We start from the raw sequence: 16140 nt of genomic DNA, 5'->3' as shown, positions 1-16140 counted from the left end.
TGCATGCTTTCTACTCAATTATTAAAATTGAATATTTTAGAGAACGCGTACAGCTCCTTTTGCTGCACTTGTTGTATGCATTGCATAAACTTTTAACGCTTTTGATACCTTACGTTTACGTTCTTCTTTTGGATGCCAGCCTTTCGCTTCTTGAACTGTACGACGGTGCGCCATAGTCGCATCATCAACATTTAAGTGAATGGTACGGTTTGGAATATCAATTTCAATGGTATCACCATCTTCAACCAAACCAATTGCACCACCTTCAGCAGCTTCTGGCGAAACATGTCCAATCGAAAGACCTGATGAACCACCAGAGAAACGGCCATCTGTAACTAATGCACAGTCTTTTCCTAAACCTTTCGATTTAAGATAGCTGGTTGGGTAAAGCATTTCTTGCATACCCGGTCCACCACGTGGGCCTTCGTAACGAATAACAACGACGTCACCAGCTTTAATATCATGACCCAAGATTGCATCTACAGCAGCATCTTGACTCTCAAACACGCGCGCTGTGCCGGTAAATTTTAGAATAGATTCATCTACACCCGCAGTTTTTACAATACAACCATCAAGAGCGATGTTGCCGTATAGCACAGCTAAACCACCATCTTTAGAGAATGCATGTTCTGCATTGCGGATAACGCCTTTTTCACGATCGCCATCTAAAGTTGCATAGTAACGATTTTGAGAGAATGCAACTTGTGTTGGTACACCACCTGGAGATGAGCGATAGAACTCATATACGTCTGCATCTTCAGTACGAATAATATCCCACTTGTCCAACGCATCTTTTAACGTTTTCTCATGGACTGTTGGTAGTGATACATCAAGTAAATTCGCACGATCAAGTTCACCTAAAATGGCCATAATGCCACCTGCACGGTGTACATCTTCCATATGAACATCTTGTTTTGCAGGCGCTACTTTAGACAATACAGGAACTCGACGTGACAACTCGTCAATATCGTCCATAGTAAAGTCAACTTCTGCTTCACTTGCAGCAGCCAATAAATGTAGAACGGTATTGGTTGAGCCACCCATTGCAATATCAAGCGTCATCGCATTTTTAAATGCAGCCTTTGTTGCAATTGAACGAGGTAAAATGCTTGCATCTTCTTGTTCGTAATAGCGCTTAGCCAATTCAACAATAAGCTGGCCTGCTTTTAAGAATAATTTTTTACGATTAGCATGAGTCGCAACAATCGAACCATTACCCGGTAAAGATAAACCTAAAGCTTCTGTTAAACAGTTCATTGAGTTTGCAGTGAACATACCTGAACATGAACCGCAGGTTGGACATGCCGAACGTTCAAATTCTTCAACTTCTTCGTCTGTATAACTTTCATCAGCTGCAACAACCATTGCATCAACAAGATCAATCGCTTTTTCATTACCGCGGAATTTGACCTTACCTGCTTCCATTGGTCCACCAGACACAAAAACTACAGGAATATTCAAGCGCATCGCAGCCATGAGCATTCCTGGAGTAATCTTGTCACAGTTAGAAATACAGACCATAGCATCAGCACAATGCGCATTTACCATGTATTCAACTGAGTCAGCAATCAAATCACGTGAAGGCAGTGAATAGAGCATGCCGTCATGCCCCATTGCAATACCGTCATCTACTGCGATCGTATTAAACTCTTTAGCAACACCACCTGATGCCTGAATTTCTGCTGCAACAAGCTGCCCTAGATCTTTAAGATGTACATGGCCCGGAACAAATTGAGTAAATGAATTGACCACCGCAATAATCGGTTTGCCGAAATCCTCATCTTTCATTCCTGTTGCACGCCATAAGCCACGTGCGCCAGCCATATTTCTTCCGTGTGTCGATGTTTTTGAACGATAGTCAGGCATTAGTGTTTCCAACAAGTTGTGCTTGAGCGAAATTTCTCCCACTCTGGCTGAATGATTCTGATATAGCGTTAGATCAGTCGGAATATTGACTCATCATCATAATTTGATCATTCTCCATTCTATAGAAGCAAATAATATTCTGAAAGCCAAGAACAGTAATAGTCAGTCAATATTTGGCAAAACTTCCATGAATAATTTTTTATTTTTTCATAACCTTTTTTTATCAATAAAAATTTTTGAATAATTTTTTGTTCACTATTTAAAAACCAAATGCCTCAATAGCTATGAGTTTAGGGCTTCAATCGTTTTTCACGTATACTACCCACAAACTCTTTTTGGAATGCATTTGTGAAAATTATTTTTGCTGGCACCCCTGAATTTGCTGCAACAGCATTGGCGGCTTTATTAAAAACTTCCCATGAAATTATCGCGGTTTATACCCAACCAGACCGTAAAGCTGGTCGCGGACAAAAATTAACACCATCTTCCGTAAAACAGCTTGCCCTTGAGCATGATATTCCAGTTTATCAGCCACTTCACTTTAAAGCGTCTACAGAAGAAGGGCTTGCAGCTCAACAAGAACTTGCAGCTTTAGGTGCAGATGTAATGGTAGTCGCTGCCTATGGTTTGATTCTTCCACAAGCTGTGCTCGATACACCTAAATATGGCTGTTTAAATATCCACGGTTCATTATTACCACGTTGGCGTGGTGCCGCACCAATTCAACGTGCGATTGCAACAGGTGATGAAGAAACAGGTATTACGATTATGCAAATGGCTGCCGGTTTAGATACAGGCGATATGATGTATAAGACCTTTTGTCCAATCACTAACGAAGACACCTCAGGCAGCCTACACGACAAATTAGCTGTTCAAGGTGCATCAGCAATTTGTGCAGTTTTAGAATCAGAAGCAACATTACAAAAATATCTGGCAGAACGCGAAGTTCAAGATGAAAGCTTAACGGTATATGCACATAAATTAGTAAAGTCGGAAGCTCGAATTGACTGGTCAATTGATGCTGTTCAACTTGACCGAAACATTCGCGCCTTCAACCCTTGGCCAGTTGCCTTCATTCAGCTTGATGAAAACAATGCTCTACGTATCTGGAACTCAACAATTTCAGCTCAGACTAAATCAAATGCCCAAGCTGGTGAAATTATTTTAATTGATAAGCAAGGTGTACATATTGCGTGTGGTCAAGACTCGTTTATTTGTCTGACCAGTGTGCAATGGCCAGGCGGCAAAGCAATGAATGCCCAACAAATTGCACAAACCCAGAAACTTCATGTAGGACAAATTCTGCCATGAGTCAGGCCTTTTCTCATTCGTCACGTTTTAACTTACGTGCTCAAGTCGTCCAGACTCTATTAAAAGTTCAGCAAGGTCACTCTCTTGCCAGTATTTTAAATACACAGCTTAATCAAGTCGCAGAACGAGACCGTGCGCTATTTCATGAACTTGTTCTAGGAACATTACGTCAATGGTTTGCTCTTAAATCAATTAGCTTACCTTTACTCAGTAAGCCATTAAATAATGAGACTGTTGAAACTTGTCTGTATGTGGGTCTTTACCAGATTTTATGCACGCGTATTGCCGCACACGCTGCGATCTCAGAAACAGTAGATGCTACCAAACAACTTGGGTTCCCCGCACTCAGCGGCATTGTTAATGCGATTTTACGTCGAGCTACTCGTGAAGATGAGTTTCAACAAGGTTTACAACAAGCGCATGGCTTACCGAGTTGGCTTTATAAACGTGTAAAAAAAGATTGGGGAGAACAAACCGAATCTCTTTGCCAATCTTTAAAACAAATTGCTCCTTTAACGTTAAGGGTTAATCAACGCCATATTGATCGAGATGCTTATTTAGCCAAACTACAAAGTTTAGACATACAAGCACGTGCGTGTATTTTATCTGAAGCAGGTATCGTCCTTGAACAATCTGTTCAAATTACTCACTTACCTGGTTTTGAACAAGGCTGGGTTTCTGTACAAGATGAACACGCTCAACTTTGTGCAGAACTCTTGCCAGACTTAAATAATAAAACTGTGATTGATGCCTGTGCAGCACCAGGTGGAAAAACAGCTCATTTACTCGAAAAATTTAAGCCAGCACAACTGATTGCTATTGATCAGGACTCTAACCGTTTAGTCCGTGTGACTGAAAATTTAAATCGTTTAGCACTTGATCAGAGCCATACAGAAATTCTAGCAGCAGATGCAACCGAATGGGTTCCAGCACAGCCAGTAGACTGTATTGTGCTAGATGCACCTTGCTCTGCAACAGGCGTTATTCGCCGCCATCCTGATATACGTCTGTTACGCCAATCTACAGATATTGCTCAAACTGCCGATTTACAAAAGCAGATTTTGGAGCACATGTGGCAACAGCTTAAAGTTGGAGGCACGCTGCTCTATATTACCTGTTCGATTTTAAAAGTCGAAAATGAGCAACAAATGATGGCTTTTTTTGCTGAACATACAGATGCAAAAGAGATCAAGATTGTAGCTGATTGGGGAATTGAACAAACTCACGGTCGACAGTTGCTACCACAAGCACAGTCTGGTGATGGATTCTATTATTGTAAAATTCAAAAAATCGCATAAAAAAAGCAGGCTTCGAGCCTGCTTTTTATTAGATCAGTATCAAAGCGTATGCTGATCTTTTACCTCTTCTAAAACATCATCTAACTCTTCAGGATGTTTCGACAAATGCAGAATGGATAAAGCTAATCCACCCCATAAAAACACCATCGAAATTACCATCATTACGATTGCTGAAGTATTCATTATTCTATTCTCCTAGCGATCTTTCATTTTGCTTAACGCGATTGCAACGACCGCACAGAAAATCACACTGCCCCAGCCGAATACACCTTGCAAACTCATACTATAAGTATCATAGCCATTTTTGATCAAATTAAAAACAGTCATACTGAGTGTGGTTAACAAGATTAATGACGTAATGACCGTTAGAGTAAAATCCCATCCCTTACCCAATTGAATGGTTGAGATACGGTTCACATGATCACGAAGTTCCATCAACGCAGAACGCTTAAACCAAGCTATACTAATAATCGATAGTAATGCACCACCAATAATCCCGATGTTATTAATAAAGTGGTCAACAATATCAACAAGTTTAATTGCGTTTACACTTGAGAATAAGATAATCGATACAAGCGCACTACCGCCGCCAATAATTGTTACAGCTTTTTTACGGCCCCATTTCAACTTATCTTGCATTGCTGCAATAGGCACTTCCAAAATACTGACCATCGAAGAAATACCTGCGACGAAAAGTGAAGAGAAGAATAAGAAACCAAATAAATCGGCGCCTGTACCTAAACTTGAAATAATTTTAGGGAATGCAATAAATGCTAACCCAATCCCACCACTCACTACATCTTTAACTTCAGTACCAGCCGCATGTGCCATAAAGCCAAGCGCTGCAAAAATACCAATACCTGCCAAAATCTCTGTTGACGCATTAGCAAAACCAACGATTAAGCCAGAACCAGTTAAATTGGTTTTCGGTTTCAAATAAGATGAATAAGTCACCATAATCCCGAAACCAACAGATAATGAGAAGAAAGTATGGCCATACGCGGCTAACCAAACTTTATAATCCATCATTGCAGACCAGTTTGGCGTAAAGAATGCATTCAAACCTTGAGCTGCACCTGGTAAACGCAATGACTGAACCACTAAAATAGTAAATAAAATGAATAATAAAGGCATGAAAATCTTATTTGATAATTCCACACCTTTTTTCACGCCACCATAAAGAATGATTAAAGTAAGTGCCCAAATCCCCACAATCGGCCAGAATAAATGACCTACAAACTGTAGATCAAAACCAGTCGCTTTTGAGGTTTGCAAATAAGTATTAAAGAAGAAACCTTCTGGATCACTTCCCCACATTTGACCAATAGAAAAGTAAACGTAACTGCCTGCCCACGTCAGAACGCTTGCATAATACAAACCAATGATGATACAGACACACACCTGCCACCATCCTAATGTTTCTCCACCTTTAAATAAGGCACGATACGCTTTAGGAGGTGAACCAGTACTACGATGACCAACCGCATAATCTAAAAATAGTAAAGGTAAACCAGCAGTAATGAGTGCTAATAAATAGGGAATAAGAAACGCACCACCACCATTTTCATAAGCAACGTATGGAAAGCGCCAAATATTACCTAAGCCTACAGCCGAACCAACGGCTGCAATAATAAAACCAGATCGTGACGTCCAGTTTTCACGAGAATCTGTCATAGAACACCTAATGTTAAAAGATTGCTTATTTTTACTGCTATTGTTGATTGTTATTCCGCATGCAAAAAAAGAACCAAAAGAATACTTTTGTGTTTGATTGAGAATAAAAGACACCTTGTGAGTATTTTTATTTTCATTTCAAACAAGCAAAAATAGAAAATTCTTCCTTAAAGATTTTTGTCCATTTTTTGCTCCTATATAGCTGAACAATACCTGTTTTTATTTCTTTTTACTGTAATTTCCGTCAGAAATTTTACGAATTTTCTGAGTTTTTATCACAATTGGTTATTTTTCAGCTAATCTTTACGCTTAAAGCATATAAGCACTCAATATTGTTCAATGATATTTTCTTCCAATTCCTAAAAAATCCTATTTAATTACTCAACTTATCCATTAATTTGTTCTTCAATTTTCAATTGGATTTGATAATACCTATTTTTTTAGATGACAAAATTTATACTAAAATCGGTAAAGGGTTCATATCATCCAAATTAAAAGGAAAATATTAATTATATGAAATAATTAATATTTTCCTTAACTATAAAAATTATTAACAATATACGCTTCAGACTCATGTTTTTTATCAATGCATCTGTAGCAAGATGTCTATATCATGCGCTTAAAGATTTCTTTTATGCGGATGTTCAAAGTGAAAATATTAAAAATATCTTTATTAACGCTCGGGATGGGCTTAAGTGGCTTTGCTCAAGCAGACTTTGTTGGAGTAAAAGGAGACGTAGGCTACTGGTTTTATGATGGTAAAGCTAATATGTCTTCTCAATTCCCTAATGATCAAGATTTAGATCAAAAAGGCAGTGCTCAGCTCTCATTGTCAGTAGAACACCCGATTCCATTTATTCCAAATGCAAAAATTCGTTATGTAAATTTAAATACTCAAACTAAATCAGAAATCTTAGGTCAAGCTAACTATAAAGTTGATTTAGATCATAGTGATTTTATTCTCTATTATGAATTACTAGACAATATTGTGAGTGTAGATGCGGGACTTGGTGCAACTGTATTAAATGGTGATATCACTGCTTATACAGGCAAGCGTGTGGATATTGATAAAACATACCCTATTGCTTACTTGTCTGGTGAAGTAAAACTTCCATTTACAGGTTTAAGTGCTAAAGGTGAAGCAACCTATACAAACTTTGACGATGCACGAATCACAGATGCATTAGCAGAAGTAAAATATAAATTTGCAGATAATCTACTCATTGATCTTGGTTTAACAGCAGGCTATCGCGTACTCAATATCGATTTAGATGACTACGATAACAACGATCTTAAGTTTGAGTTTAAAGGCCCCTATGTAGGTTTAGAAGCTCACTTCTAAACCAGAAAAACTCGAAATTTCTCTCATACTTAAAAAGAACTCCCTGTGAGTTCTTTTTTAATTAACTCATACCTACATAACCTGAATATTTTCGAATTCTTTGGCACCATACCTGAATGTTGGGATATAAATTTAAATCAAAACCACCTTCATCAGCCACATGTGTATAAGCATATAGCGCAATATCAGCAATAGTGAGTTGTGGTCCTGTAAGATAGTCGTGCTCCGCTAATACTTTATCCATAATAGATAATGCTTTATGCCCTTTTGGCTGTAAATTATAATATTCGGCTCTTCTATCTTCTGGTAAACCTAAATATTTATTAATAAAACGGGCAACAGCAATAAATGGTTCATGGCTATACTGCTCAAAGAACATCCACTGATACATTTTGGCTTTAATAAAAGGATCTCTAGGAATAAATTTTGTTCCCTCAGCTAAGTAACCTAAAATAGCATTCGATTCACTCAAAACACGACCATCATCCAGAGCTAATACAGGTATTTTTCCATTAGGATTTAAGGATAAAAACTCTGTTGTTTGAGTATCTTTTTTTAAAATATCAATATGAATCCATACATGCTTAATATTTAATAAGAAAAGTAATAATTTAATCTTATAACAATTACCGGAACCTACATCCCCATAGATTCTCATAAGTAGTTCTCCCTTATTATTTTAGCTTAAATAGATAATTTTCTTATTATTTATAGCATAAATCTTTAATCTTTCATGGTATTTCCAGTTTACTTTCCACATAAAAAAACACCCCCTACATAGTAGGGGGTGTTTAGAATAATGAGCTGGCGATGACTTACTCTCACATGGGAAACCCCACACTACCATCAGCGCTAAGAGGTTTCACTTCTGAGTTCGGGAAGGGATCAGGTGGTTCACTCTTGCTATGGTCGCCAGCACAACTGGTATGGATACTTGCATTGGTCTTATTGGTTGCCGATGCGTTTTCCAAATCTTTACAGATGGGCTGATTGAGTCTTACTTTAATTTTGTTCATTTTAGCTAAACATATAACTAAATCAAGTTGCTTTGCATATTAATGAATCGATTGATGCCATATATACAACTGCTTGGGTGTTGTATAGTCAAGCCTCACGAGCAATTAGTATTGGTCAGCTTCACATATCACTATGCTTCCACATCCAACCTATCAACGTCCTAGTCTCGAACGGCTCTTTAGAGGACATAAAGTCCTAGGGAAATCTTATCTTGAGGTAGGCTTCCCGCTTAGATGCTTTCAGCGGTTATCCCTTCCGAACATAGCTACCCGGCGATGCGACTGGCGTCACAACCGGTACACCAGAGGTTCGTCCACTCTGGTCCTCTCGTACTAGGAGCAGATCCTCTCAAATTTCCAGCGCCCACGGTAGATAGGGACCGAACTGTCTCACGACGTTCTAAACCCAGCTCGCGTACCTCTTTAAATGGCGAACAGCCATACCCTTGGGACCTGCTTCAGCCCCAGGATGAGATGAGCCGACATCGAGGTGCCAAACACCGCCGTCGATATGAACTCTTGGGCGGTATCAGCCTGTTATCCCCAGAGTACCTTTTATCCGTTGAGCGATGGCCCTTCCATACAGAACCACCGGATCACTAAGACCTACTTTCGTACCTGCTCGACTTGTGGGTCTCGCAGTTAAGCGCGCTTTTGCCTTTATACTCTACGCGTGATTTCCGACCACGCTGAGCGCACCTTCGTACTCCTCCGTTACTCTTTAGGAGGAGACCGCCCCAGTCAAACTACCCACCAGACATGGTCCTCGCCCCGGATTACGGGGCAGAGTTAGAACCTCAACATTACCAGGGTGGTATTTCAAGGACGGCTCCATTGGAACTAGCGTTCCAACTTCAAAGCCTCCCACCTATCCTACACAAGTAAGGTCAAAGTTCAATGTCAAGCTGCAGTAAAGGTTCACGGGGTCTTTCCGTCTAGCCGCGGGTACACTGCATCTTCACAGCGATTTCGATTTCACTGAGCCTCTGCTGGAGACAGCGCCGCCATCATTATGCCATTCGTGCAGGTCGGAACTTACCCGACAAGGAATTTCGCTACCTTAGGACCGTTATAGTTACGGCCGCCGTTTACTGGGGCTTCGATCAAGAGCTTCGCTTACGCTAACCCCATCAATTAACCTTCCAGCACCGGGCAGGCATCACACCCTATACGTCCACTTTCGTGTTTGCAGAGTGCTATGTTTTTAATAAACAGTTGCAGCGGCCTGGTTTCTGTGGCTGTCATCAGCTCAGGAAGCAAGTTCCATCACCAACAACAGCGTACCTTCTCCCGAAGTTACGGTACCATTTTGCCTAGTTCCTTCAGCAGAGTTCTCTCAAGCGCCTTGGTCTACTCGACCTGACCACCTGTGTCGGTTTAGGGTACGATTCCTGTGTAACTGAAGCTTAGAGACTTTTCCTGGAAGCATGGTATCAGCCACTTCGCTGTACAAGTACAGCTTGCTATCAGATCTCAGCATAGAGCACCCCGGATTTGCCTAAGATGCATGCCTACTTCCTTTCACCTGGACAACCAACGCCAGGCTGACTTAACCTTCTCCGTCCTCTCATCGCATTACACAGAAGTATTGGAATATTAACCAATTTCCCATCGACTACGCCTTTCGGCCTCGCCTTAGGGGTCGACTCACCCAGCCCCGATTAACGTTGGACTGGAACCCTTGGTCTTTCGGCGAACGGGTTTTTCACCCGTTTTGTCGTTACTCACGTCAGCATTCGCACTTCTGATACCTCCAGCATACTTCTCAATACACCTTCATCGGCTTACAGAACGCTCCCCTACCACTTGACTTAAAAGTCAAATCCGCAGCTTCGGCACATAGTTTTAGCCCCGTTACATCTTCCGCGCAGGCCGACTCGACTAGTGAGCTATTACGCTTTCTTTAAAGGGTGGCTGCTTCTAAGCCAACCTCCTAGCTGTCTATGCCTTCCCACATCGTTTCCCACTTAACTATGATTTTGGGGCCTTAGCTGGCGGTCTGGATTGTTTTCCTCTTGACTACGGACGTTAGCACCCGCAGTCTGTCTCCCGGATAGTACTCATAGGTATTCGGAGTTTGCATCGGTTTGGTAAGTCGGGATGACCCCCTAGCCGAAACAGTGCTCTACCCCCTATGGTATTCGTCCGAGGCGCTACCTAAATAGCTTTCGGGGAGAACCAGCTATCACCAGGCTTGATTAGCCTTTCACCCCTATCCACAAGTCATCCCCTGGCTTTTCAACGACAGTGGGTTCGGTCCTCCAGTTAGTGTTACCCAACCTTCAACCTGCTCATGGATAGATCGCCTGGTTTCGGGTCTATACCCAGCAACTAAACGCCCTATTAAGACTCGATTTCTCTACGGCTCCCCTATACGGTTAACCTCGCTACTGAATATAAGTCGCTGACCCATTATACAAAAGGTACGCAGTCACCGAACAAGTCGGCTCCCACTGCTTGTATGCATGCGGTTTCAGGATCTATTTCACTCCCCTCACAGGGGTTCTTTTCGCCTTTCCCTCACGGTACTGGTTCACTATCGGTCAGTCAGGAGTATTTAGCCTTGGAGGATGGTCCCCCCATATTCAGACAAGGTTTCACGTGCCTCGCCCTACTCGTCATCATTATGTGTGCCCTTTCGTGTACGGGAATATCACCCTCTACGTTCGCACTTCCCAGAGCGTTCCACTAAAACACACATAACTTAATGGGCTGATCCCCGTTCGCTCGCCGCTACTAAGGGAATCTCAATTGATTTCTTTTCCTAAGGGTACTGAGATGTTTCACTTCCCCTCGTTCGCCTTGCAACACTATGTATTCATGTTGCAATACCTACCTTAAAGTAGGTGGGTTCCCCCATTCAGAAATCTCCGGATCAAAGGATATTTGCCGCCTCCCCGGAGCTTATCGCAGGCTATTACGTCTTTCATCGCCTCTGACTGCCAAGGCATCCACCACATGCACTTAATTACTTGACTATACAACCCCAAACAGTCGTTATTACCTACAAGGAGTAATAAGACATGATCAATGATTCCTCATCAATCTCTTACAGTTTGAAGTACTGTGTATTTAAACACTGTACAGCTTCAATCTAATTCATATACCAAAACGCTTGATTCAGTTAATTTGCTAGTTCTCAATGAATTCCAAGATTAGAATTACTTCTTCTCTTTTCATTATTGAGTGAACAATTTATTTCAGACTCAATTTTGCCAATCTGTTAATGAATAAACATGCCTTCGTCAGGTCATGCTTAATACCGTGATACTTAAATCACAGAAGTTAATAAACCAAGATCTAAATCTTTATTTACTAATTTCTGTAATCCGAACTTCTCTTAAGTTCTGGTGGAGACTAGGAGAGTCGAACTCCTGACCTCCTGCGTGCAAAGCAGGCGCTCTACCAACTAAGCTAAGTCCCCAGCTTACATCATCAGTTATGTATCTTTCTGTCTATAACCTTAATCAGTCAAAGTCATGGTGGGTCTGACAAGACTTGAACTTGTGACCCCACGCTTATCAAGCGTGTGCTCTAACCAACTGAGCTACAGACCCTCAGATACATCTATGAAGAACAACTTGTTGTGGATTCTTACCAATCGTCAATCTTTCGTTAAGGAGGTGATCCAGCCGCAGGTTCCCCTACGGCTACCTTGTTACGACTTCACCCCAGTCATCGGCCACACCGTGGTAAGCGTCCTCCTTGCGGTTAGACTACCTACTTCTGGTGCAACAAACTCCCATGGTGTGACGGGCGGTGTGTACAAGGCCCGGGAACGTATTCACCGCGGCATTCTGATCCGCGATTACTAGCGATTCCGACTTCATGGAGTCGAGTTGCAGACTCCAATCCGGACTACGATCGGCTTTTTGAGATTAGCATCCTATCGCTAGGTAGCAACCCTTTGTACCGACCATTGTAGCACGTGTGTAGCCCTGGCCGTAAGGGCCATGATGACTTGACGTCGTCCCCGCCTTCCTCCAGTTTGTCACTGGCAGTATCCTTAAAGTTCCCGACATTACTCGCTGGCAAATAAGGAAAAGGGTTGCGCTCGTTGCGGGACTTAACCCAACATCTCACGACACGAGCTGACGACAGCCATGCAGCACCTGTATGTAAGTTCCCGAAGGCACCAATCCATCTCTGGAAAGTTCTTACTATGTCAAGGCCAGGTAAGGTTCTTCGCGTTGCATCGAATTAAACCACATGCTCCACCGCTTGTGCGGGCCCCCGTCAATTCATTTGAGTTTTAGTCTTGCGACCGTACTCCCCAGGCGGTCTACTTATCGCGTTAGCTGCGCCACTAAAGCCTCAAAGGCCCCAACGGCTAGTAGACATCGTTTACGGCATGGACTACCAGGGTATCTAATCCTGTTTGCTCCCCATGCTTTCGCACCTCAGCGTCAGTGTTAGGCCAGATGGCTGCCTTCGCCATCGGTATTCCTCCAGATCTCTACGCATTTCACCGCTACACCTGGAATTCTACCATCCTCTCCCACACTCTAGCTAACCAGTATCGAATGCAATTCCCAAGTTAAGCTCGGGGATTTCACATTTGACTTAATTAGCCGCCTACGCGCGCTTTACGCCCAGTAAATCCGATTAACGCTTGCACCCTCTGTATTACCGCGGCTGCTGGCACAGAGTTAGCCGGTGCTTATTCTGCGAGTAACGTCCACTATCTGAAGGTATTAACTTCAGTAGCCTCCTCCTCGCTTAAAGTGCTTTACAACCATAAGGCCTTCTTCACACACGCGGCATGGCTGGATCAGGCTTGCGCCCATTGTCCAATATTCCCCACTGCTGCCTCCCGTAGGAGTCTGGGCCGTGTCTCAGTCCCAGTGTGGCGGATCATCCTCTCAGACCCGCTACAGATCGTCGCCTTGGTAGGCCTTTACCCCACCAACTAGCTAATCCGACTTAGGCTCATCTATTAGCGCAAGGTCCGAAGATCCCCTGCTTTCTCCCGTAGGACGTATGCGGTATTAGCATTCCTTTCGAAATGTTGTCCCCCACTAATAGGCAGATTCCTAAGCATTACTCACCCGTCCGCCGCTAAGTGATAGTGCAAGCACCATCACTCCGCTCGACTTGCATGTGTTAAGCCTGCCGCCAGCGTTCAATCTGAGCCATGATCAAACTCTTCAGTTAAAAATCATTTTGCACCTTATTAAAGACAAGGTGCCAATTCTGGCTCATCAATTTTCTGACTTAAATTTCGCTCAAATAAACTTCGAGTAATTTAAACCAATCAATCAATGATAATATTTCGATCAATCAATCAGTAAAAATCCACACAAGTTGTTCTTCATAATCTCTTAATGATCTTCTTACTGGTTCGTCACCAGCAAGCTAGGTCGGCTATATTACTCTTAATCTCTTAAAAGTCAACAGGTAATTTCGATATTTTTAAAACTTATTTCCAAAACCAACTTCTCATCAAATCTATCACTTAAAGCAATCTACTCAATTCCAAGTAACTGTTTTTCAACAAGTTTCTATCTGCATCACCGCCGATGGATGTGCATTATAGAGGATTAAAAACCCTTTGCAAGGGGTATTTCAGCCTTTTTCTATCGAGTGCCGTTTTTTTCTACTATTTTACGAAAAAAGTGATATATATGCCTTTTTTTTAGGCATTTTCACTACTTTTATTAATTCTTATATTCAGAATATGTAGCTCATCTTGAATTTTATATGTCTTCTATAGAAGTTATAGGCATATATAGCCCCCAAAGATTCCAAAGATTCCAAAGATTCCAAAGATTCCAAAGATTCCAAAGATTCCAAAGATTCCAAAGATTCCAAAGATTCCAAAGATTCCAAAGATTCCAAAGATTCCAAAGATTCCAAAGATTCCAAAGATTCCAAAGATTCCAAAGATTCCAAAGATTCCAAAGATTCCAAAGATTCCAAAGATTCCAAAGATTCCAAAGATTCCAAAGATTCCAAAGATTCCAAAGATTCCAAAGATTCCAAAGATTCCAAAGATTCCAAAGATTCCAAAGATTCCAAAGATTCCAAAGATTCCAAAGATTCCAAAGATTCCAAAGATTCCAAAGATTCCAAAGATTCCAAAGATTCCAAAGATTCCAAAGATTCCAAAGATTCCAAAGATTCCAAAGATTCCAAAGATTCCAAAGATTCCAAAGATTCCAAAGATTCCAAAGATTCCAAAGATATATTAGAGCAAATACTCTACGCTCAACCTATATTTCTTTCTTCTTATTTGCTTTGATTACTTTTTCATTATTACGATGATTAGATTGTTCCACGTGGAACGTTGAATTGTTTTTGTAATCCTTAAATAAAAAAAGCAGGATTACTCCTGCTTTTTATCACGACACAACATTCTTAGTCAGTAAACGTTACACGTGCAATTGCTTTTTTACCTGACTGGATAATGAAAGTACCGTTTTCTTTTACAGAGAAACTTGCATCAACAGCTTTCCAGTCAACTTTTACTGCACCACGAGCTACCGCATCTTTTGCAGCTGCTGCATTTGGATTCAGGCCTGCTAAACGTAGAATCGTGGCAATAAAGATTTCTCCACCAAACTCACCACGTGAAATAGTCACTTCTGGGGTATCTTCGGGTACTTCACCTTCTGTAATAAGGTTGCCAGCACTTTTATGTGCATTAGCTGCAGCTTCTGCATCATGGAAACGTTCAACTAGTTCAAGTGCAAGAATACGTTTTACTTCTTGCGGATTACGACCAGCAGCAATTTCATCTAATAAAGTTTTGATCTCATCTAGAGATTTAAAGCTGAGTAAATCGAAATAGCGTTCAATTAAAGAATCAGGCATTGATAAAACTTTTTGGTACATTGCCCCTGGTGTATCAAATACACCAATATAGTTACCTAAAGATTTAGACATTTTATTTACGCCATCTAAACCTTCTAGAATCGGTACAGTGATACACACTTGTGATTCTTGGCCATAACGACTTTGTAAAGTACGGCCCATAAGTAAGTTAAAAGTCTGGTCTGTACCACCTAACTCTACGTCAGCTTCAAGTGCAATAGAGTCATAGCCTTGAACTAAAGGATATAAAAACTCGTGGATCGCAATTGGCTGATGGTTGCTATAACGCTTTGTAAAGTCATCACGCTCTAACATACGAGATACGGTTTGTTGGCTTGCCAACTGAATAAGGTCAGCAGCAGACTTCTGATTAAACCATTCTGAGTTAAAACGTACTTTTGTTTTATTTGGGTCTAATATTTTGAAAACTTGTTCTTGATAAGTTTTAGCGTTCGCTTCTACTTGTTCACGTGACAACGGCGGACGGGTCGCGCTTTTGCCTGTCGGGTCGCCAATCATGGCAGTATAGTCACCAATCAAGAAGGTTACTTCATGACCTAAATCTTGGAACGTTTTTAATTTATTAATAAGAACCGTATGTCCTAAATGTAAATCTGGTGCTGTAGGGTCAAAACCAGCTTTAATTTTAAGAGGACGGTTCTCTTTGAGCTTTTTCAGTAAATCTTCTTCTGAAATAATTTCGTGCGTGCCTCGTTGGATGAGGGCAAGCTGTTCTTCGGCGGGCAAGAAATTTGACATCACAAAACCTAAACACATCAGTTATTCAATTTGTGCGATATACTAACATTTTTTCAGCGTC

9 protein-coding genes, 2 tRNA genes and 3 rRNA genes are annotated in these 16140 nt (G+C 41.3%); 3 read left to right on the top strand and 11 right to left on the bottom strand.

Annotated features, from left to right (window positions below; genetic code table 11):
* Window positions 1-36: 36 nt before the first annotated feature.
* Window positions 37-1866, bottom strand: a complete 1830-nt coding sequence (gene ilvD, locus AC2117_RS00140) for a dihydroxy-acid dehydratase (protein ID WP_003654323.1) — start codon at window positions 1864-1866, stop codon at window positions 37-39.
* Window positions 1867-2214: 348 nt separating this feature from the next.
* Between ilvD and fmt the strand changes: the two genes are divergently transcribed.
* Together fmt and rsmB are read left to right on the top strand one after the other, a co-directional pair.
* Window positions 2215-3177, top strand: a complete 963-nt coding sequence (gene fmt / locus AC2117_RS00135) for a methionyl-tRNA formyltransferase (protein ID WP_133971056.1) — start codon at window positions 2215-2217, stop codon at window positions 3175-3177.
* A complete protein-coding gene (gene rsmB / locus AC2117_RS00130) occupies window positions 3174-4475 on the top strand; it encodes a 16S rRNA (cytosine(967)-C(5))-methyltransferase RsmB (RefSeq protein WP_133971054.1) in 1302 nt (433 codons plus the stop codon). The genes fmt and rsmB overlap by 4 nt, the downstream gene beginning before the upstream one ends.
* 39 nt (window positions 4476-4514) lie before the next feature.
* On the opposite strand, the gene AC2117_RS00125 is transcribed toward rsmB, so the two are convergent.
* Both AC2117_RS00125 and AC2117_RS00120 read right to left on the bottom strand, forming a co-directional pair.
* Complete coding sequence (locus AC2117_RS00125; RefSeq protein WP_003654330.1) at window positions 4515-4658, bottom strand: methionine/alanine import family NSS transporter small subunit; 144 nt, start codon at window positions 4656-4658, stop codon at window positions 4515-4517.
* Window positions 4659-4670: 12 nt separating this feature from the next.
* Window positions 4671-6149, bottom strand: coding sequence for a sodium-dependent transporter (locus AC2117_RS00120; protein ID WP_133971052.1), 1479 nt, complete (start codon window positions 6147-6149; stop codon window positions 4671-4673).
* 640 nt (window positions 6150-6789) lie between these two features.
* Between AC2117_RS00120 and AC2117_RS00115 the strand changes: the two genes are divergently transcribed.
* Window positions 6790-7491, top strand: a complete 702-nt coding sequence (locus AC2117_RS00115) for a TIGR04219 family outer membrane beta-barrel protein (RefSeq protein WP_133976101.1) — start codon at window positions 6790-6792, stop codon at window positions 7489-7491.
* Between the two features lie 61 nt (window positions 7492-7552).
* Here the strand turns inward: AC2117_RS00115 and AC2117_RS00110 are convergent, their stop codons facing one another.
* From AC2117_RS00110 to tyrS, 8 genes are all read right to left on the bottom strand, one after another.
* On the bottom strand, window positions 7553-8149 hold the full coding sequence (locus AC2117_RS00110) for a glutathione S-transferase family protein (protein WP_133971050.1): 597 nt from the start codon (window positions 8147-8149) through the stop codon (window positions 7553-7555).
* Window positions 8150-8293: 144 nt separating this feature from the next.
* Window positions 8294-8408 (bottom strand): 5S ribosomal RNA (rrf, locus tag AC2117_RS00105).
* Between the two features lie 183 nt (window positions 8409-8591).
* A 23S ribosomal RNA gene (locus AC2117_RS00100) occupies window positions 8592-11485 on the bottom strand.
* A gap of 370 nt (window positions 11486-11855) precedes the next feature.
* Window positions 11856-11931, bottom strand: a tRNA-Ala gene (locus AC2117_RS00095).
* Between the two features lie 56 nt (window positions 11932-11987).
* Window positions 11988-12064: transfer RNA gene (locus AC2117_RS00090), tRNA-Ile, on the bottom strand.
* A 59-nt stretch (window positions 12065-12123) separates the two neighbouring features.
* A 16S ribosomal RNA gene (locus AC2117_RS00085) occupies window positions 12124-13661 on the bottom strand.
* The 16S, 23S and 5S rRNA genes sit together here with 2 tRNA genes alongside, the layout of an rRNA operon.
* A gap of 516 nt (window positions 13662-14177) precedes the next feature.
* The gene (locus AC2117_RS00080) at window positions 14178-14678 is read right to left on the bottom strand and encodes a hypothetical protein (RefSeq protein ID WP_133971048.1); all 501 of its coding nucleotides are present in this window, start codon (window positions 14676-14678) and stop codon (window positions 14178-14180) included.
* Between the two features lie 186 nt (window positions 14679-14864).
* Complete coding sequence (tyrS, locus tag AC2117_RS00075; protein ID WP_133971046.1) at window positions 14865-16097, bottom strand: tyrosine--tRNA ligase; 1233 nt, start codon at window positions 16095-16097, stop codon at window positions 14865-14867.
* Window positions 16098-16140: the final 43 nt, after the last annotated feature.

This window comes from Acinetobacter calcoaceticus, assembly GCF_900520355.1.
GTDB lineage: Bacteria > Pseudomonadota > Gammaproteobacteria > Pseudomonadales > Moraxellaceae > Acinetobacter > Acinetobacter calcoaceticus_C.
This window is presented reverse-complemented; position numbering and strand designations above follow the sequence as displayed.